Annotated in this window: 16 protein-coding genes; 11 read left to right on the top strand and 5 right to left on the bottom strand. The window is 62.0% G+C overall.

The window, feature by feature from the left end; genetic code table 11:
* Positions 1-155: 155 nt before the first annotated feature.
* On the bottom strand, positions 156-1,523 hold the full coding sequence (locus VPH41_RS25820; protein WP_152284307.1) for a M23 family metallopeptidase: 1,368 nt from the start codon (positions 1,521-1,523) through the stop codon (positions 156-158).
* Positions 1,524-1,677: 154 nt separating this feature from the next.
* Here VPH41_RS25820 and tyrS point away from each other — a divergent pair, with 154 nt between their 5' ends.
* From tyrS to VPH41_RS25875, 11 genes are all read left to right on the top strand, one after another.
* Complete coding sequence (gene tyrS, locus VPH41_RS25825) at positions 1,678-2,943, top strand: tyrosine--tRNA ligase (RefSeq protein ID WP_152284308.1); 1,266 nt, start codon at positions 1,678-1,680, stop codon at positions 2,941-2,943.
* On the top strand, positions 2,940-3,386 hold the full coding sequence (gene dtd / locus VPH41_RS25830) for a D-aminoacyl-tRNA deacylase (RefSeq protein WP_152256193.1): 447 nt from the start codon (positions 2,940-2,942) through the stop codon (positions 3,384-3,386). The genes tyrS and dtd overlap by 4 nt, the downstream gene beginning before the upstream one ends.
* 44 nt (positions 3,387-3,430) lie before the next feature.
* Entirely contained in the window at positions 3,431-4,093 is a 663-nt protein-coding gene (locus tag VPH41_RS25835) for a YbhB/YbcL family Raf kinase inhibitor-like protein (RefSeq protein ID WP_328571971.1), read from the top strand.
* A 3-nt stretch (positions 4,094-4,096) separates the two neighbouring features.
* Entirely contained in the window at positions 4,097-4,741 is a 645-nt protein-coding gene (locus VPH41_RS25840; protein ID WP_328571972.1) for a histidine phosphatase family protein, read from the top strand.
* Between the two features lie 162 nt (positions 4,742-4,903).
* The gene (dusB, locus tag VPH41_RS25845) at positions 4,904-5,956 is read left to right on the top strand and encodes a tRNA dihydrouridine synthase DusB (RefSeq protein ID WP_152284312.1); all 1,053 of its coding nucleotides are present in this window, start codon (positions 4,904-4,906) and stop codon (positions 5,954-5,956) included.
* A gap of 179 nt (positions 5,957-6,135) precedes the next feature.
* Complete coding sequence (locus VPH41_RS25850) at positions 6,136-6,369, top strand: helix-turn-helix domain-containing protein (RefSeq protein WP_008445162.1); 234 nt, start codon at positions 6,136-6,138, stop codon at positions 6,367-6,369.
* Between the two features lie 95 nt (positions 6,370-6,464).
* Positions 6,465-8,051, top strand: coding sequence for a bifunctional phosphoribosylaminoimidazolecarboxamide formyltransferase/IMP cyclohydrolase (gene purH, locus VPH41_RS25855; protein WP_328571973.1), 1,587 nt, complete (start codon positions 6,465-6,467; stop codon positions 8,049-8,051).
* A 133-nt stretch (positions 8,052-8,184) separates the two neighbouring features.
* Positions 8,185-8,724 carry a crossover junction endodeoxyribonuclease RuvC gene (gene ruvC / locus VPH41_RS25860; RefSeq protein WP_152256198.1) on the top strand — a complete coding sequence of 180 codons (540 nt, stop codon included), beginning with the start codon at positions 8,185-8,187 and terminating at the stop codon, positions 8,722-8,724.
* Between the two features lie 61 nt (positions 8,725-8,785).
* Positions 8,786-9,364 carry a Holliday junction branch migration protein RuvA gene (gene ruvA / locus VPH41_RS25865; RefSeq protein ID WP_070222695.1) on the top strand — a complete coding sequence of 193 codons (579 nt, stop codon included), beginning with the start codon at positions 8,786-8,788 and terminating at the stop codon, positions 9,362-9,364.
* Positions 9,365-9,370: 6 nt separating this feature from the next.
* Entirely contained in the window at positions 9,371-10,426 is a 1,056-nt protein-coding gene (ruvB, locus tag VPH41_RS25870; RefSeq protein WP_071325394.1) for a Holliday junction branch migration DNA helicase RuvB, read from the top strand.
* Positions 10,427-10,458: 32 nt separating this feature from the next.
* Entirely contained in the window at positions 10,459-10,917 is a 459-nt protein-coding gene (locus tag VPH41_RS25875) for a YaiI/YqxD family protein (protein WP_152284342.1), read from the top strand.
* Between the two features lie 55 nt (positions 10,918-10,972).
* On the opposite strand, the gene VPH41_RS25880 is transcribed toward VPH41_RS25875, so the two are convergent.
* The 4 genes from VPH41_RS25880 to VPH41_RS25895 all read right to left on the bottom strand — a co-directional run bounded on the left by VPH41_RS25880 (position 10,973) and on the right by VPH41_RS25895 (position 17,550).
* The gene (locus VPH41_RS25880; RefSeq protein WP_328571974.1) at positions 10,973-12,112 is read right to left on the bottom strand and encodes an OmpA family protein; all 1,140 of its coding nucleotides are present in this window, start codon (positions 12,110-12,112) and stop codon (positions 10,973-10,975) included.
* Positions 12,113-12,124: 12 nt separating this feature from the next.
* A complete protein-coding gene (locus VPH41_RS25885) occupies positions 12,125-13,897 on the bottom strand; it encodes an ice-binding family protein (RefSeq protein WP_328571975.1) in 1,773 nt (590 codons plus the stop codon).
* 274 nt (positions 13,898-14,171) lie between these two features.
* The gene (locus VPH41_RS25890; protein WP_152256200.1) at positions 14,172-14,627 is read right to left on the bottom strand and encodes a DUF2147 domain-containing protein; all 456 of its coding nucleotides are present in this window, start codon (positions 14,625-14,627) and stop codon (positions 14,172-14,174) included.
* 115 nt (positions 14,628-14,742) lie between these two features.
* A complete protein-coding gene (locus VPH41_RS25895; protein WP_328571976.1) occupies positions 14,743-17,550 on the bottom strand; it encodes a valine--tRNA ligase in 2,808 nt (935 codons plus the stop codon).
* Positions 17,551-17,663: the final 113 nt, after the last annotated feature.

The following is a 17,663-nucleotide window of genomic DNA, read 5'->3' on the forward strand; positions in this document are numbered from 1 at the left end:
TGTTTCCTTGAATGCGTCAGTGATGATATGCATTGTGCCGCATTTGTGCCGGGCGCAAAAGCGCGCAGGAAAAAACAAAAGCGCGCTGGAAAAAACAAAGGCACCGGCCATCTGCATGGGCGGTGCCTTTGTTTGTTGCCCGAAGGCAGTGTCGATTAACGCGCAGCCAGTGCCGTGTCGTTCGGACGCAGCAGGGTGAAGCGGTGCATCATGTCGGCCGACACCATGCGGAAGCGGCTCAGCTCGGCAGCCGTCAATGGCGCCTGGGCTTGTACGTTCAGCTTGCTTGGGTCCTGTGCCACGCCAGCGACGCGGAATTCATAGTGCAAGTGGGCGCCCGTGGACCAGCCCGTGGTGCCGACGTAGCCGATCACATCGCCCTGGCTCACTTTTTGACCTTTTTTCAGGCCGGAAGCAAAGCGGCTCATGTGTGCATAGGCGGTCGTGTAGTTGGCCCAGTGTTTCAGGACAACAACATTGCCGTAGCCATTTTGCATGCCGACGGAATCGACCACGCCGTCGCCCGACGCGCGGATAGGCGTACCGGTGGCTGCAGCGAAATCGATGCCCTTGTGCGCTTTCCAGTTGCCGGAAATCGGGTGCACGCGCATGGAGAAGCCGGACGAGATGCGGGAAAATTCGAGGGGGGATTTCAGGAAGGCTTTTTTGAGGGACTTGCCGTCGAAACTGTAGTAACCGCCGCCTTGCTTGCTGGCTGGGTCTTCGAACCAAACGGACTGGTAAGTCGTGCCGCGGTTGGTGAATTCACCGGCCAGGATGCGGCCCGCTCGGACGAATTCGCCATCTTGCCAGAACGTTTCGTAGACCACGTTGAACGAGTCGCCGCGTTTCAGGTCGGAGCGGAAGTCGATATTGGTGGAAAACATTTCCACGATTTGCGCGGAAATCGAGTCTGGCAGGCGGGTGCCGTCCAGGCTGGAGTCGGTGGCGGCGAACAGGGTGGAAGTAATCTTGCGCGCGTGCATTTCAACGCGGCGTTCCAGCTGGGCTGCCACTTCCGTGGCCACGAACTTGTCGCCCTTGCGGGTGATCAGGATGTTCTTGACCGATTTGTCCGTACCGTCGACGAGCGTGGCGCGCATCCAGTTGAGGTCGCCGTTTTCGGTCGTTTGCGCTTGTACGCGCTTGCCCGATTTCAGCAACATCACGCCGCGCGCGATCTTGTCGGTTTTAATGAAATTGGCGGCCGCCGCATCATCCACGCCGAGACGGGTCAGCAAGGTGGCGAGGGTATCGCCGGCGCGGACTTTTTCTTCGTGGGTGAAGTTCTGGTCTACCTGTTCCATCGCGGAAATTTGCGAGGCGAGATCCGGCATTTCCAGGTTCTGGGCGATGGACGTGACCGGCAAGTCGGAAGCGTCGGGCGCCATGGGCGACACAGCGACCGCGCCGAAGGCGGCCACGGCGAGCAGCACTGCGGAGGCACCGATAATGCGCGCCTTGCGTGTCGTCGTCAGCTGTGTGTACAAGCGTGAGCCTGTGATTTTATGTATAGGGTTCATGCAATCAGTTAAAATTTGCCCTTGAACGATTCGTGAACTAGTGCTCTTTGTTATTGTTATTTTGGTTCGTTTTCATACGGCAAGATTGATGGGATCGAGCATTATAGCAAACTCCGCAAACCTACTACCATTTTGAGATCTACAGTCAAATTTTATGGAAATCAACACCACCGCATCGCCTACAAAGGCTAACGCCGCTCAGACCGCGCTTCCGCTGTCGGACAGAGTACAAGAAGCCCTCGCGATTACCAAGCGTGGCGTCGACGAACTCTTGATCGAAAGCGAATTTGCGCAAAAATTAGCACGCTCCGAGAAAACCGGTGTTCCACTGCGCATCAAACTGGGCCTGGACCCGACTGCACCCGACTTGCATCTGGGCCATACTGTCGTGCTGAACAAGATGCGCCAGCTGCAAAACCTGGGCCATCAAGTCATTTTCCTCATCGGCGACTTCACGTCCATGATCGGCGACCCTTCGGGCCGCAACGTCACGCGTCCGCCCCTGACCAAGGAACAGATCGAGATTAACGCGATGACGTATTTCGCGCAAGCATCTTTAGTGTTGGATGCCAGCAAGACCGAAATCCGCTATAACTCCGAGTGGTGCGATCCGCTGGGCGCGCGCGGCATCATCCAGCTCGCTTCCCACTACACGGTGGCGCGCATGATCGAGCGCGACGATTTCACCAAGCGCTTCCAGGGCGGCATTCCTATTTCCGTACATGAATTCCTGTACCCGCTGATGCAGGGCTACGACTCGGTGGCCCTGAAATCGGACCTGGAACTGGGCGGCACGGACCAGAAGTTCAACCTGCTGGTGGGCCGCGAACTGCAAAAGCAGTACGGACAGGAGCAGCAGTGTATTTTGACCATGCCTCTGCTGGAAGGTTTGGACGGCGTGGAAAAAATGTCCAAGTCGAAGAATAACTACATCGGCATCACCGAGCCGGGCAACACCATGTTCGCCAAGCTGATGAGCATTTCCGACGTCATGATGTGGCGCTACTACGAGCTGCTGTCGTGGCGCTCGATCGCCGAACTGGCGCAGCTGAAGCGCGAAGTCGAGGAAGGCCGCAATCCGCGCGATGCCAAGGTTGCGCTGGCGCAAGAAATCGTCGCCCGTTTCCACTCGCAGCAGGCGGCGGAAGAGGCGCTGGCCGACTTCGTCAACCGCTCGAAGGGCGGCATCCCCGACGATATCCCGGAAGTGGCCTTGGCCGGCGCGCCGCTGGGCATCCCGCAATTGCTCAAGCAGGCGGGCCTGTGCCCATCGACGTCGGAAGCCATGCGCAAGATCGACCAGGGCGGCGTGCGCATCGACGGCACCGTCATCAGCGACAAGGCTCTGCAAGTGGCGGCCGGCCAGTTCGTGTTGCAAGTTGGCAAGCGCAGTTTCGCGCGCGTCACCTTGACGGCATGATCGCGCTGCTGCAGCGCGTCACGCAGGCGAAAGTCGATGTGGCGGGCGCCACCATCGGCGCCATCGACGCGGGACTGATGGTGCTCGTGTGCGCCGAACGGGGCGATACGGAGAAGGAAGCGGACGCCTTGCTGGCCAAGCTGCTCGGCTATCGCGTGTTTGCCGACGAGGCGGGCAAGATGAACCGCAGCGTGACGGACGTGGCCGGCGGCTTGCTGCTGGTGCCCCAGTTCACCCTGGCAGCGGACACCAAATCCGGCACGCGCCCGTCGTTTACGCCGGCGGCCGCGCCGCAGGATGGCTTGCGCCTGTTCACGCATTTCGTGGAGCAGGCGCGCAGCCGTCACGCATGCGTGCAGACGGGGCAGTTCGGCGCCGACATGCAAGTGTCGCTGACGAATGACGGCCCTGTCACTTTCTGGCTGCAAGTGAATGCCAAATAAGCGCCAAGTGAGCGCAAAGCAAAAATTATAAAGAGGAGCAAGCGATGAGATTGTGGAGCGAGACGTTTCGTGATGGCGGCCTGATGCCGGCCGACCATGCCTTTGCCGAGATCGATCCGGCCAGCCGCGTGCGCCTCGCCGGCAACCGCAATCCCCATCTGGCCTGGGACGAGGTGCCGAACGGCACCGAGTCGCTGGCCCTGTTCTGCATCGACCCCGATGCGCCGCAAGACGCCAGCCTGGCCAATGTTGAAGACCAGGCACTGCCGCTGACGGCGCCGCGCGGCGATTTTTATCACTGGAGCTTGCTCGATTTGCCGACTGCCATGCGCTCGATTGCCGCAGGGCAGTTTTCCAGCGGCATCACGGCGCGTGGCAAGCAAGCTCCCACCGTGTCCTGGCCGGACAGCAGCGGCGCGTATGCGTTGCGCCAAGGCATTAACGATTACACGGCCTGGTTTGCCGGCGATGCGGGCATGGGCGGCGATTACTATGGTTACGACGGCCCGTGCCCGCCATGGAATGACGAGCGCATCCATCACTACATTTTCCGCCTGTATGCGCTCGACGTGCCGCACCTGGCATTACCCGAGCGGTTTACAGGGCAGCAAGCCCACGCCGCCCTCTATGGACACATCCTCGACGAAGCCCAGCTCGTCGTCGCCTACTCGCTCAACCCCGAGCTGGCACTTACCCTGAAGAAATAACGCATGAGCACCACGATTTTACTGATACGCCATGGCGAGACGGCCTGGAATGCGGGCCGCCGCCTGCAGGGCCATATCGACATCGCCCTGAACGAGGCGGGCCTGGCGCAAGCGGGGGCGCTGGGGCAGGCGCTGGCGGACGAACCGCTGGCCGCCATCATCGCCAGCGATCTGCAGCGCGCGCAGCAGACGGCGCAAGCCGTGGCCGACGTGAAAGGCTTGCCCGTGCAGACGGACCCCTTGCTGCGCGAGCGCTGCTATGGCGCCTTCGAAGGCTTGCTGTACGCGGACATCGCCGCACGCTATCCGCACGAGTATGCGCAATGGCAATCGCGCCAGATCGACGCCGTGATGCCGTCGGGCGAGCGCCAGGCCGAAAGTTTCCGCCAGTTCTATGCGCGGGCAAATGGCGCCATCGCCCGCTGGGCCGGGCAATATGACGGCCAGACGATCGCCATCGTGGCGCACGGCGGCGTGCTCGAGTGCGCTTACCGCGAGGCGGTCGGCATGACGCTCGACAGTCCACGCGACTTCCAGGTGAAAAATGCCAGCGTCAACCGCTTTTCGTATGCGGATGGCAAGCTGCATTTAGTGCACTGGGGAAATATCGAACACCTGAGCGCGCCCGCGATGGACGAGCTGGGCTAAGAGCCGGGCGAGCCGCCGGACGGGCTCGCCGATCCCCTGTTTTGCTGTGCTGCACAAGCGGGACGGGTTTCCAGGCGCACTGAAGTACAAAAAATAGTGCTTATTAAATAGGCAGGGAATCGGTTAAAATAGCAGGTTCCTCCGTCCATTCCAGGTTCCTCAGTGCAAATCGGCCCTCACATTCTGCGCAACAACGTTTTCGTCGCTCCCATGGCGGGCGTGACGGATCGGCCTTTCCGCCAGTTGTGCAAGCAGCTGGGTGCCGGCTATGCCGTGTCGGAGATGGCGGCGTCGAATCCGCGCCTGTGGGCCACGGAAAAAAGCTCGCGCCGCACGGACCACGAAGGCGAAATGGAGCCGAAGGCCGTGCAGATCGCCGGTGCCGATCCGCAGGACCTGGCCGACTGCGCCAAGTTCAACGTGGACCGGGGCGCGCAGATCATCGACATCAACATGGGTTGCCCCGTGAAGAAGGTGTGCAACAGCTGGTGCGGTTCGGCCCTGTTGCAAGATGAAAGCCTGGTCGAGAAGATCTTGCACGCCGTCGTCAATGCCGTCGACGTGCCCGTCACCCTGAAATTCCGCACGGGCTGGAACCGTTCCAACAAGAATGCCCTGACCATTGCCCGCATCGCGGAACAAGCGGGCATCCAGATGCTGACCTTGCACGGCCGTACGCGTGCCGACGGCTACAAGGGTGATGCCGAATATGAAACCATTGCCGCTGTGAAAGCATCGGTGGGTATCCCCGTGGTAGCCAATGGCGACATTACCAGCCCGGAAAAAGCCCGCTTTGTGCTGGATCAAACAGGCGCCGATGCCGTCATGATCGGCCGCGCGGCGCAGGGCCGGCCGTGGATTTGCCGCGAGATCGATCATTTCCTGCGCACGGGCACCTTGCTGCCGGCGCCGTACGTGGATGAAGTGCGTACCCTGATGGATGAGCATTTGCGCGCCCATTACGCGTTTTATGGCGAATTCCTCGGCGTGCGCACGGCGCGCAAGCACATCGGCTGGTACGTGAAAGACCTGGAAGGCGGCGAAGCGTTCCGTCAGCAAATGAACTTGCTGGAGTCGACGGATGCGCAATTGCTGGCCGTCGATCAATTTTTTGAGTCGCAATGGAAATTTGGCGAACGGTTACAATACCGCCTCGCCGAATCCAGTGAAAGTGGCCTGATCGATGTGATCAAACCGATGGCCACGGCAGCATGAGCAGATAGCAAGAAAGTTACGTATAAGTTACGCAGTAAGTGAAAAGCAATACAAGGGCGAGCGCCTATACAGAGCGTCATGCAATATTAATTACAACACCGAGACAAGACGGCAGCAGGCGGCCCGCATGAGCGACGCGGCAGCGGATTGTCAGGTGTTCAGCCGGTTGAAGCATACAAATGAGCAAAGAAAGCATTCAGGAAGTCGTACAGAAAAGTCTAGAAGATTACTTCAATGACCTGGGCGAACAGCAAGCATCGAATATCTATGACATGGTCGTGCTGACCGTGGAAAAGCCCATCCTGGAAGTCGTGATGACACGCGCCGATGGCAACCAGTCGCACGCCGCGCAGATGCTGGGCATCAACCGCAATACCCTGCGCAAGAAATTGCAGGAGCACGGTTTGCTGTAATGCCGGCATGCAAGTGACGCCAAGATTTGAATCCGCCGCAGCCCCGCACGGGCCTGCGCCATTCGCCAAGAACACTTAACCACCTAGCCACAGCCATGATCAAACAAGCTCTCCTCTCCGTTTCCGACAAGACCGGCGTTCTCGAATTCGCCCGCGCCCTGTCCGCCCTCGGCGTCAACCTCCTGTCCACGGGCGGCACTGCCAAATTGCTGGCAGACAACGGTGTTCCCGTGACGGAAGTTGCCGATTACACGGGTTTCCCGGAGATGCTCGATGGCCGTGTGAAGACCCTGCACCCGAAAGTGCATGGCGGTATCCTGGCGCGTCGCGATTTCCCTGAGCATATGTCGAAACTGGTCGAGCACGACATGCCGACCATCGACATGGTGGTGGTCAACCTGTACCCGTTCCAGGGCACGGTGGCCAAGGCCGATTGCACCCTGGAAGACGCGATTGAAAACATCGATATCGGCGGCCCGACCATGCTGCGCTCGGCGGCCAAGAACCACAAGGACGTGGTCGTCATCTGCGACCCGACCGACTACGACGCCGTGCTGGCGGAAATGCGCTCGGCCGACGGCAAGGCCGGCGACGTGAGCTACGACACCAAATTCATGCTGGCGAAAAAAGTCTTTGCGCACACGGCGCAATACGATGGCGCCATCACCAACTACCTGACCAGCCTGGGCCCGACGAAAGTGCACGCCGAGCGCGGCGCCTATCCGCAAATCCTGAACGTGGCATTTGAGAAAGTGCAAGACATGCGTTACGGTGAAAACCCGCACCAGAGCGCCGCTTTCTACCGCGACCTGGTCACCACCGATGGCGCGCTGGCCAACTACCGCCAGCTGCAAGGCAAGGAATTGTCGTACAACAACATCGCCGACGCCGATGCGGCCTGGGAATGCGTGAAGAGCCTGGGCGGCTTCGAGCAAAGCGCTGCCTGCGTGATCGTCAAGCACGCGAACCCGTGCGGCGTTGCCCTGGGCAAGAATGCGGCCGAAGCGTACGCGCGCGCCCTGCAGACGGACCCGACCTCGGCATTCGGCGGCATCATCGCTTTCAATACGGAACTCGATGGCGCCACCGCTGGCGAAATCGCCAAGCTGTTCGTGGAAGTGCTGATCGCGCCGTCGTTCTCCGCCGAAGCAAAACAAATTCTGTCGAGCAAGCAAAACGTGCGCATGCTGGAAATCCCGCTGGGTGCAGGCGTCAACGCCATGGACTTCAAGCGCGTCGGTGGCGGCTTGCTGGTGCAATCGCCGGACGCGAAAAACGTGGGCATCGGCGACTTGCGCGTGGTTAGCAAGCTGCAGCCAACGCCGCAGCAATTGTCGGACCTGATGTTCGCCTGGAAAGTGGCGAAATTCGTCAAGTCGAACGCCATCGTCTTCTGCGGCAATAACATGACCCTGGGCGTGGGCGCTGGCCAGATGAGCCGTATCGACTCGGCCCGCATCGCTTCGATCAAGGCACAGAACGCAGGCCTGAGCCTGACAGGTTCCGTGGTGGCGTCGGACGCCTTCTTCCCGTTCCGCGACGGCCTCGACGTCGTCGTCGACGCGGGCGCGACCTGCGTGATCCACCCGGGCGGCTCCATGCGCGACCAGGAAGTGATCGATGCGGCGGACGAGCGCGGCGTCGTGATGCTCTATACAGGCACGCGTCACTTCCGTCACTAATTTAGCCCAACGGCAAATGCCGGGGTCAGACCCGCCGGGTCTGACCCCAGATGTTGCTTGTGGGGTGAAGATGTACAAACGGCAGGCACCGGTTATTCACCGGTGCCTGCCGTATTCATTATAGAATCTGGCGATGATTATTCTTGGCATCGATCCTGGCCTGCGCACGACCGGCTTTGGGGTCATTGAAAAACACGGCAACAAGCTGCGCTATATCGCGTCGGGTACCGTCAAGACGGGTTCCGAAGGGGAATTGCCGCCGCGCCTGAAGATCATCCTGCAGGGCGTGAGCGAAATCGTGGGCACTTACCGGCCCGACTGCGCAGCCATCGAAAAAGTGTTTGTCAACGTCAACCCCCAATCGACCCTGCTGCTGGGCCAGGCGCGCGGCGCTGCCATTTGCGCGCTGGTCAATTCCGACCTGTCGGTGGCCGAGTACACGGCGCTGCAGGTGAAGCAGGCCGTCACGGGCCATGGCAAGGCGGCCAAGGAACAGGTGCAGGAAATGGTGTCGCGCCTGCTGTCCTTGCCCGGCTTGCCCGGCACGGATGCGGCCGATGCCCTGGGCGTGGCCATTTGCCACGCCAACAGCGTCGATGCGCTGGCCATGCTCGGCGCACTGGCGCCCCAGCTGCAGGGCTTGCGCATGAAGCGCGGCCGCCTGGTGGGCTAGGTTGCCAACTTGGCCCTCACATATCAATAGAAACAACGATACACAACATTAGGAACACGCGATGATAGGCCGTCTCTCCGGTATTTTGCTTGAAAAGAATCCGCCACAATTGCTGGTCGATTGCCAGGGCGTCGGCTATGAAGTCGACGTGCCGATGAGCACCTTTTACAACCTGCCCCACGTGGGCGAAAAAGTCGTGCTGTTTACGCACCAGGCCATCCGCGAAGATGCGCATCTGCTGTTTGGCTTCGGCAATGCGGCCGAGCGGGCCGTGTTCCGCCAGTTGATCAAGATCACGGGCGTGGGCGCGCGCATGGCGCTGTCGATTCTCTCGGGCATGACGATTGCCGACCTGGCGCAAGCGATCACCCTGCAGGATTCGGGCCGCCTGGTGAAAGTACCGGGCATCGGCAAGAAGACGGCGGAACGCCTGCTGCTGGAATTGAAGGGCAAGCTGGGCGCCGATATCGGTGCCGGCGGCGCGCACGCGGCGCCCGATGCGCAATCGGATATCCTCAACGCGCTGGTCGCGCTCGGCTATTCGGACAAGGAAGCGCTGGCGGCCGTAAAAAACGTGCCGGCCGGCAGCGGCGTGTCCGATGGCATCAAACTGGCGCTGAAAGCGCTGTCGAAAGGCTGATAAGGCATGAGCATCCAGACCGACAGCTTCACGGAACAGCGCATCATCGACGCGGCGCCCATCTCGCACAACGAAGAGGCGATCGAACGGGCACTGCGCCCCAAGCAGCTCGACGAGTATGTGGGCCAGGAAAAGATCCGCGACCAGCTCGAGATCTTCATCACGGCTGCGCGCCAGCGCAAGGAAGCGCTCGACCACACCTTGCTGTTCGGCCCGCCTGGCCTGGGCAAGACGACCCTGGCGCACATCATTGCGCGCGAAATGGGCGTCAATTTGCGCCAGACGTCCGGTCCCGTGCTCGAGCGTCCGGGCGACCTGGCGGCGATCCTGACGAACCTGGAAGCGAACGACGTCCTGTTCATCGATGAAATCCACCGCCTGTCGCCCGTCGTCGAAGAGATCCTGTATCCGGCGCTTGAGGATTATCAAATCGATATCATGATCGGCGAAGGCCCGGCCGCCCGTTCCGTGAAACTCGACCTGCAGCCGTTTACATTGGTGGGCGCCACCACGCGCGCCGGCATGCTGACCAATCCGCTGCGCGACCGCTTCGGCATCGTGGCCCGCCTCGAGTTCTACAACACGGGCGAGCTGACGAAGATCGTCACGCGCAGCGCCGCCTTGCTGAAGGCGCCGATCGACCCGGAAGGCGCGCATGAGATCGCCCAGCGCGCGCGCGGCACGCCCCGCATCGCCAACCGCCTGCTGCGCCGCGTGCGCGACTTCGCGGAAGTCAAAAGCAATGGCGAGATCACCAAGGTGGTGGCCGACCGCGCGCTGGCCATGCTCGACGTCGATTCCGTGGGCTTCGACGTGATGGACCGCAAGTTGCTCGAAGCCGTGCTGTTCAAGTTCGGCGGCGGCCCCGTGGGTATCGGCAACCTGGCGGCGGCCATCGGCGAAGCGGCCGATACCATCGAAGACGTGCTGGAACCGTATCTGATCCAGCAAGGCTTCTTGCAGCGCACGCCGCGCGGCAGGGTCGCCACGCCGGCCGCGTATCTGCACTTCGGCGTCAGCGCGCCGCGCATGGGCCCCAGCGGCGAAGCGTGGGAATTGTGATGGCGGAAGGAAGCCAGCAGACCGCGCCGGGGATGCAGATCTGGATCGACGCCGATGCCTGTCCCGTCGTCATCAAGGAAATCCTGTACCGCGTGGCAGACCGCCTGGAGCTGCCGCTCACGCTGGTGGCCAACCAGGGCTTGCGCGTGCCGCCCTCGCGTTTCATCCGCACCGTGCAAGTGCCGTCCGGCGCCGACGTGGCGGACCAGGAAATCGTGCGCCTGCTTAATCCGGGCGACCTGGTCATCACGGGCGACATCCCGCTGGCTTCCGACGTGTTGAAGAAGGGCGGCTTTGCCCTGAACCCGCGCGGCGAGTTCTATACGCAGGACAATATCGCCCAGCAACTGACGATGCGCGCCTTCATGGAAGAATTGCGCAGCGGCGGCGTGGATACGGGCGGCCCGGCCGCCTTCAGCCAGTCGGACCGGCAACAGTTTGCCAACAGCCTGGACCGGCATTTGAGCAAGCATCACCGCAAGCCGGCGTAAAGCGGCAGGCGAAAAAAAACCGGCGCAAGCCGGTTTTTTTACAGGTGCGTACAAGTTAGCGTGAGACTTTTCTCGTGCCCACCACTTCCACCGTCACGCGGCGGTTCTTGGCGCGGCCGGCGGCGCTCGCGTTGTCGGCCACGGGCTGCGTTTCTCCCTTGCCTTCCGTGTAGACGCGGTTCGTTTCCACGCCTTGCGCCACCAGGTAAGCCTTGACGGCTTCGGCGCGGCGCTGCGACAGTTTCTGGTTGTAGGCGTCGGAGCCGATGGCATCCGTATGGCCGACCGTGACGATCACTTCCAGGTCCATGCCGTTCAACTGGCCCAGCAGCTGGTCCAGCGCCGCCTTGCCTTGCGGCTTCAGCGTCGATTGATCGAAATCAAACAATGCTTCCGAGGCAAACGACACTTTTTCCGCGACAGGCACTGGCGCCGGTGCGGCGACGGTGACGGGAGCCGGCATGGCGACGACGGGAGCGGCTTCGGGCGCCGGCTGGTAGGCGGGCGTGGCGCTGGCGGGACGGCCCAGTTTATACACGAGGCTGACGGAATACAGGTCCGCATCGCCGCGGTTGCCCACGGCGTCGTTCAGGCGGTAGCGCTCCACTTCGCCGCGCAAGGCCAGCGCTTCGCTGAACTTGTATTCGAGGCCCAGGCCCAGCTTGGCGTTGAGCTTGCGCTCGCTGGCATGCGTGTTGGCCGAACCCAGCAGGCGGTTGCCGCTGAACTCCGTATTTGTCTTGGTGTAGTGCATGCCGACCCGGCCCAGCAAGGACAGCCGTTGCGACAGCGGCAGCTGGCCCAGCAAGTCCAGGTTCACGCCGCGAAAGGCCGCTTGTCCGTTCAGCACGCCATTGCCGCTGGTGGTCGAGCGGAAGTCGAACTTGCCCAGGTCAAAGTAGCCTGCTTCCACGGCGAAATACTGGTTCAGTTGTCGGCCGACAAACAATTTGTAGCCCGTGTCGCGCTGGTCCTTGTTGAACGCGGTGACGGTTTCGCCATTCGCGGCCAGGCTGGCGCGCAGGCGCGGTTCGTCGATGGTGGCGCGCGACTGGCCTACGCCCGCGCCGAGGTACCAGGCGCTGTTGGCCCAGTCCGGGTTGATGAAGCTGTTGTCCTGCGCCTGCGCCGCCTGGCTTGCCAGCAAGGCGCCGGCCATCACGCTCAGGGCGCCCAGTGTGTGTGCGATAGTCATGGTCATGTCCTGTTATTTGGTGATCTGGTTGTTGCGCAGGGTAACGGCAGCTGCCGTCAGCACGCGGCCGTTGAGCAGGGTCGTGTTGTCGCCCACCGTGATGGCGGCCGACTGGCCCAGGATGTTGCCCTTGAAGACGCTGTTGGCGCCCAGGGTGGTGGGGCCGACGGGCAGCCAGCTGACGTTGTCGGCCGTGGCGCCATTGTTCAGGGCCACCACCGAATTGACGGTCGAATCGAGCGTCAATGCCGTGCGGAAGATGTACACGCCGGGACCGTTCAGGGTCAGGGTGCCCGTGATGCTGATGGCGCCCGCATAGCAATACACGCCGGGGCCGAAGGTCTGGCCGCCCAGGTCGATGCCGCCGGCAAAGCTGACGTCGCAGGTCCGGCTATTGCCATCCGTGATCGCCGCTTGCAAATCCGTCATGGCGCCGGCCAGGATGGCGCCTGATTTGTAATTGCTAAAGCCGGCCGCCTGGGTCGGATCGACCGTTTGCGATGGCGCGCCCACGTCGCCCGTGATCAGGGTGGTGCCGCCCGAATTGTTCGTGATGGACGTGCCGGCCAGCACGCCGAATGGCGCCGCGCGGCCCAGAATGATCGGGTTCAGGACGGGCGGGATGAGCACTGCCGTGACGGTCAGCAGCGCGCTGCCCGACTGGCCGCCAGCCGTGGCGGTGATGTTGCTGGTGCCGGCGATCCCCGTGGCGACGCCCGTGTTCAGCACCGTGGCATTGGCGACCGTAGCCGACGTCCAGGCGGCGCTGTTGGTGACGATGGCGTTCGAGCTGTCCGAGTACGTTGCCGTGGCAATGAATTGCTGCTGTGCACCGACAGCGACGCTGGCCGTGGCGGGCGTGACGGCGATGCTGACCAGGGTGAGGGCAGGCACGGTGACGGTGGTGCTGGCCGTCTTGCCGTTGAAGCTGGCATTCATGACGCTGCTGCCAAAGGCAACGCCGGTGACCAGGCCGCCGCTGGCGACGGTGGCGAAAGCGGGCGTGGCGGCAACAAAGCTGCTGCCGGTCGTGACGTCGACGGTGCTGCCATCCGAATACGTGGCCAGGACGGCCAGCTGGCGCGTGGCGGCGACGGCAATGACGGGGTTTTGCGGCGTGACGGCGATGGACAGCAAGGTTGCCGGCGTGACGGTCAATACCGTGCTGGCCGTGAGCGTGCCCGTGGTGGCCGTGACCTGCGTGTTGCCGGCAACCTTGCCCAGGGCCAGGCCGGTGGCGGCGATGCTGGCCGTGGCGGGGCTGGCGGAGGCAAAGGCCGACATGGCCGTGACGTCGCGCGTGGCGCCGTCGCTGAAGCTGCCGCTGACCGTGAATTGCTGCGTTGCGCCGATGGCGATGGATGGCGTGAGCGGCGTGATGGCAATCGCCGTCAGCGTGGCGGGCGAGACGGTCAACTGGACCGCCGCGCTCTTGCCGCCGAACGCGGCAGCGATGGTCGAGGTGCCGGCAGCAATGCCGGTGCTCAGGCCGGTGGCGGCATTGACGGTCGCGCTGGCCGGCGTGGCCGACGTCCAGGCCGCCTTGGCGCTGACGTCTTGCGCGGAGCCGTCGCTATACGTGGCGATGGCCGTGAATTGCTGGCCGGCACCGATGGCGACCGTTGCCGTGGCGGGCGTGACGGCCAGGCTGGACAAGGTGGCAGCCGGCACGCCGAGGATGGGATCGCGTCCCTGGTCGCCGCCGCCGCAACCGGCCAGGGCGGCCATGGCCAGCAAACCTGCCGAGACGAGCAGCGGGTTCAGATATCGCTTGAAGAGATTCATATGGTTCCTTTGTGCATGGCAATCATTGCCGGGCATCCGCGGATGAGGTCATCCGGCAGAGCCATGCCGCCCTTCGCTACAGGGCGATGGCGTCACAGGCATGCACTATTTCATTTAGGAAACTTCAAGTATGTTCGGTGGCGCGCATAGCTTGCCTTGGCGTGGAAATAGGCGGAAAGGAGAGGCGTTCGGCCTCGATAACAACAGGTTTGCCGCTTGGGAGACGTAAAAAAGCCGGCGCAGGGCCGGCTTCGGTGGGCAGGGCGTGTGCTGCCTATTCTTCGCGCACCCACGTCTGCGAGCGGCCGAACATCGGCACGCCCACATAGCCGCGCACTTGCAGCTTGGTGCCGCCTTCGATCAGTTCGGCCTTGCTCTTGTAGACCTTGCCGCTGGCCGGGTCCGTGATTTCGCCGCCCGTCCATTCCTTGCCGTCATATTTCAGGCCGGACAGGATCACCAAGCCGATGATGGGCTGGTCCTTGTTGGCGCCCGTGCACTTGTCGCACTTGGGATTCTGGTCTTCAGTAGGGCCGCGGAACAGCTTTTCGATCTTGCCTTGCAAGACGCCGTTGTTTTCCGTGATGACGACGAGGGATTTTGGCTTGCCGCTGGCATCGTCGATGGTTTTCCACGTGCCGACAGGGGTGTAGTTGCCGTCGCGCGCGGCGGCGCTGCCGGCGATGGCCAGGGCGGCCACCAATACGCTTGCTTTGAATATTGTATGCATCGCTAGTCTCCAATGGTTTTTTTTGATCGGGGCACGAACAGTGTATATACCAAGGCAAGACCAGCAGTGCTGCGCGGCGTCACGGATGACGCCGCGCAATTCTTCCAAACTTGCCTTATGCGCTGGCTAGTTTAGCAAACTGTTCGCGCAGTTTTTCAATTGTCGCCGAAAAACTGAGCAAACGCTCGTTTTCTTGCGCAACGATGGCGGCCGGGGCGCGCGCGACGAAGCTTTCATTGCCCAATTTGCTGTTGACCTTGGCAATTTCCGCTTCGATGCGGGCGATTTCCTTGCCCAGGCGCTCGCGTTCGGCAGCCACGTCGATTTCCACTTTCAGCATCAGCTTGGTGGTGCCGACGATGGCGACGGCCGCTGGCGAGTCCGGCAACGCATCGACGATCTGCACCTCGGCCAGCTTGCCCAGCGACTGGATGTACGGTGCGTACGAGGCCAGCGCTGCTTTCTCGCTGGCATTGCCCGCTTCGACGATCAGCGGCACGCGCACGGATGGCGAGATCTGCATTTCGCCACGCAGGTTGCGCGTGGCGTCCGTCAAGGCTTTCAGCTGCTGCATCCACGCTTCGGCCGACTCGTCGATCTTGTCGGTGTTGGCGATCGGATACGGCTGCATCATGATCGAATCACCCTCGGCCTTGAGTGTCTTGCCGGCCAATGGCGCCACCGTCTGCCACAGCGCTTCCGTGACGAACGGGATGATCGGGTGGGCCAGGCGCAGCACCACTTCCAGCACGCGCAGCAGGGTGTGGCGGGTGGCGCGCTGCTGGCCTTCCGTGCCCTGTTGCACTTGCACCTTGGCTACTTCCAGGTACCAGTCGCAATACTCGTCCCACACGAATTTGTAGATGGTGGCGGCGATATTGTCGAAACGGAAGTCTTCAAAGCCCTTGGCCACGTCCAGTTCCGCTTTTTGCAACAAGGAAATGATCCACTTGTCGGCCTGCGACAGGTCGGCGTCGTTTGGCGTGCAATCCTTGCCTTCCGTATTCATCATGACGAAACGGGTGGCGTTCCACATCTTGTTGCAGAAGTTGCGGTAGCCTTCGCAGCGGCCCAGGTCGAAATTGATGTTGCGGCCCAGCGACGCATAGCTGGCCATGGTGAAGCGCACGGCGTCCGTGCCGTAGGCGGAAATGCCTTCCGGGAATTCCTTGCGCGTCGCCTTGGTGATCTTTTCCGCGTCGCGCGGGTTCATCAGGCCCGTCGTGCGCTTGACGATCAAGCCTTCCAGGTCGATGCCATCGATCAGGTCGATCGGGTCCAGGGTGTTGCCTTTGGACTTGGACATCTTCTGTCCCGTCGAATCGCGCACGAGGCCGTGCACGTAGACGGTTTCAAACGGTACCTTGCCCGTGAAGTGCGCCGTCATCATGACCATGCGCGCGACCCAGAAGAAGATGATGTCGAAACCCGTCACCAGCACGGACGAGGGCAGGAAGGCCTTCATGTCCGGCGTTTCTTCAGGCCAACCCATGGTCGAGAACGGCACCAGCGCCGACGAGAACCACGTGTCGAGCACGTCGTCGTCGCGCTTCAGCGGACCCGTGCTGCCGGCAGCCAGGGCTTTCGCTTCCGCTTCGGCTTGCGTCTTAGCAACAAAGATATTGCCCTTGTCGTCGTACCAGGCGGGGATTTGATGGCCCCACCACAGCTGGCGCGAGATGCACCAGTCCTGGATGTTGTTGAGCCACTGGTTGTAGGTGGTGCTCCAGTTTTCCGGCACGAACTTGATTTCGCCGCTGGCGACCTTGTCCAGCGCCGTTTCGGCGATCGACTTGCCTGGGAAGAAAGTGCCTTCCGGGGCCGGCTTGCTCATGGCGACAAACCATTGGTCCGTCAGCATCGGCTCGATGACGACGCCCGTGCGGTCGCCGCGCGGCACCATCAGTTTGTGGGGCTTGACTTGCTCGAGCAAGCCTTGCGCGTCCAGGTCGGCCACGATCTGCTTGCGCGCGGCGAAGCGGTCCATGCCGCGGTAGGCCTCGGGCGCATCGTCCGTGATCTTCGCGTCCAGGGTCAGGATGACGATCTGCGCCAGTTTGTGGCGCTGGCCCACGGCGTAATCGTTCATGTCATGCGCTGGGGTGATCTTGACGCAGCCCGTGCCGAATTCCTTGTCGACGTATTCGTCGGCGATGATGGGGATTTCGCGGTCCGTCAGCGGCAGTTTCAGCATCTTGCCCACCAGCGGCAGGTAGCGTTCGTCCGTCGGATCGACGGCCACGGCCACGTCGCCCAGCATGGTTTCAGGACGGGTGGTGGCCACCGTCAGGAAGCCGCTGCCGTCGGCCAGCGGGTACTTGATGTACCACATGGAACCGTCTTCTTCCTCGGACACCACTTCCAGGTCGGACACGGCCGTGCCCAGCACGGGGTCCCAGTTGACGAGGCGCTTGCCGCGGTAGATCAAGCCCTGTTCGAACAGGCGCACGAAGACGTCGGTGACGACTTTCGAGCGTGGCTCGTCCATCGTGAAGTATTCGCGCTGCCAGTCGGCCGAGGCGCCCAGGCGGCGCATCTGGCCGGTGATGATGGAACCGGATTTTTCTTTCCATTCCCACACTTTTTCCACGAATTTCTCGCGGCCCAGGTCATGGCGCGAAATCTTTTGCGCGTCCAGTTGGCGTTGCACGACGATTTGCGTGGCGATGCCCGCGTGGTCGGTGCCGGGAATCCAGGCCGTGTTGTGGCCCAGCATGCGATGGTAGCGGGTCAGGCCATCCATGATGGTCTGGTTGAACGCATGGCCCATGTGCAGGGTGCCGGTGACGTTCGGCGGCGGCAACTGGATGCTGAAGGAAGGTTTTCCCGCATCGAGGGTGGCGGTAAAGTAACCGCGCTGTTCCCACTCGGTGCGCCAGAATTGTTCAATGTCGGCGGGCTCGAAAGACTTGGCTAATTCCATGATTTGGCGTGTGATTGGCAAAAGGAACCATTATAGATGACGCGGCATCGCCTGCACCGTGGCAACAGCCATTTTTCAGTGTTTTGGCGGCTTGCAGGGCCATCGCCGGGCAA

The sequence above is a fragment of the Janthinobacterium sp. P210006 genome (genome assembly GCF_036231885.1).
GTDB classification, from domain to species: domain Bacteria; phylum Pseudomonadota; class Gammaproteobacteria; order Burkholderiales; family Burkholderiaceae_D; genus Janthinobacterium; species Janthinobacterium violaceinigrum.

Coding starts and splice junctions, on each gene's coding strand:
- VPH41_RS25820 (WP_152284307.1), bottom strand. CDS start 1,523: ATGAACCCTATACATAAAATCACAGGCTCACGCTTGTACACACAGCTG.
- tyrS (WP_152284308.1), top strand. CDS start 1,678: ATGGAAATCAACACCACCGCATCGCCTACAAAGGCTAACGCCGCTCAG.
- dtd (WP_152256193.1), top strand. CDS start 2,940: ATGATCGCGCTGCTGCAGCGCGTCACGCAGGCGAAAGTCGATGTGGCG.
- VPH41_RS25835 (WP_328571971.1), top strand. CDS start 3,431: ATGAGATTGTGGAGCGAGACGTTTCGTGATGGCGGCCTGATGCCGGCC.
- VPH41_RS25840 (WP_328571972.1), top strand. CDS start 4,097: ATGAGCACCACGATTTTACTGATACGCCATGGCGAGACGGCCTGGAAT.
- VPH41_RS25850 (WP_008445162.1), top strand. CDS start 6,136: ATGAGCAAAGAAAGCATTCAGGAAGTCGTACAGAAAAGTCTAGAAGAT.
- purH (WP_328571973.1), top strand. CDS start 6,465: ATGATCAAACAAGCTCTCCTCTCCGTTTCCGACAAGACCGGCGTTCTC.
- ruvC (WP_152256198.1), top strand. CDS start 8,185: ATGATTATTCTTGGCATCGATCCTGGCCTGCGCACGACCGGCTTTGGG.
- ruvA (WP_070222695.1), top strand. CDS start 8,786: ATGATAGGCCGTCTCTCCGGTATTTTGCTTGAAAAGAATCCGCCACAA.
- ruvB (WP_071325394.1), top strand. CDS start 9,371: ATGAGCATCCAGACCGACAGCTTCACGGAACAGCGCATCATCGACGCG.
- VPH41_RS25875 (WP_152284342.1), top strand. CDS start 10,459: ATGCAGATCTGGATCGACGCCGATGCCTGTCCCGTCGTCATCAAGGAA.
- VPH41_RS25880 (WP_328571974.1), bottom strand. CDS start 12,112: ATGACTATCGCACACACACTGGGCGCCCTGAGCGTGATGGCCGGCGCC.
- VPH41_RS25885 (WP_328571975.1), bottom strand. CDS start 13,897: ATGAATCTCTTCAAGCGATATCTGAACCCGCTGCTCGTCTCGGCAGGT.
- VPH41_RS25890 (WP_152256200.1), bottom strand. CDS start 14,627: ATGCATACAATATTCAAAGCAAGCGTATTGGTGGCCGCCCTGGCCATC.
- VPH41_RS25895 (WP_328571976.1), bottom strand. CDS start 17,550: ATGGAATTAGCCAAGTCTTTCGAGCCCGCCGACATTGAACAATTCTGG.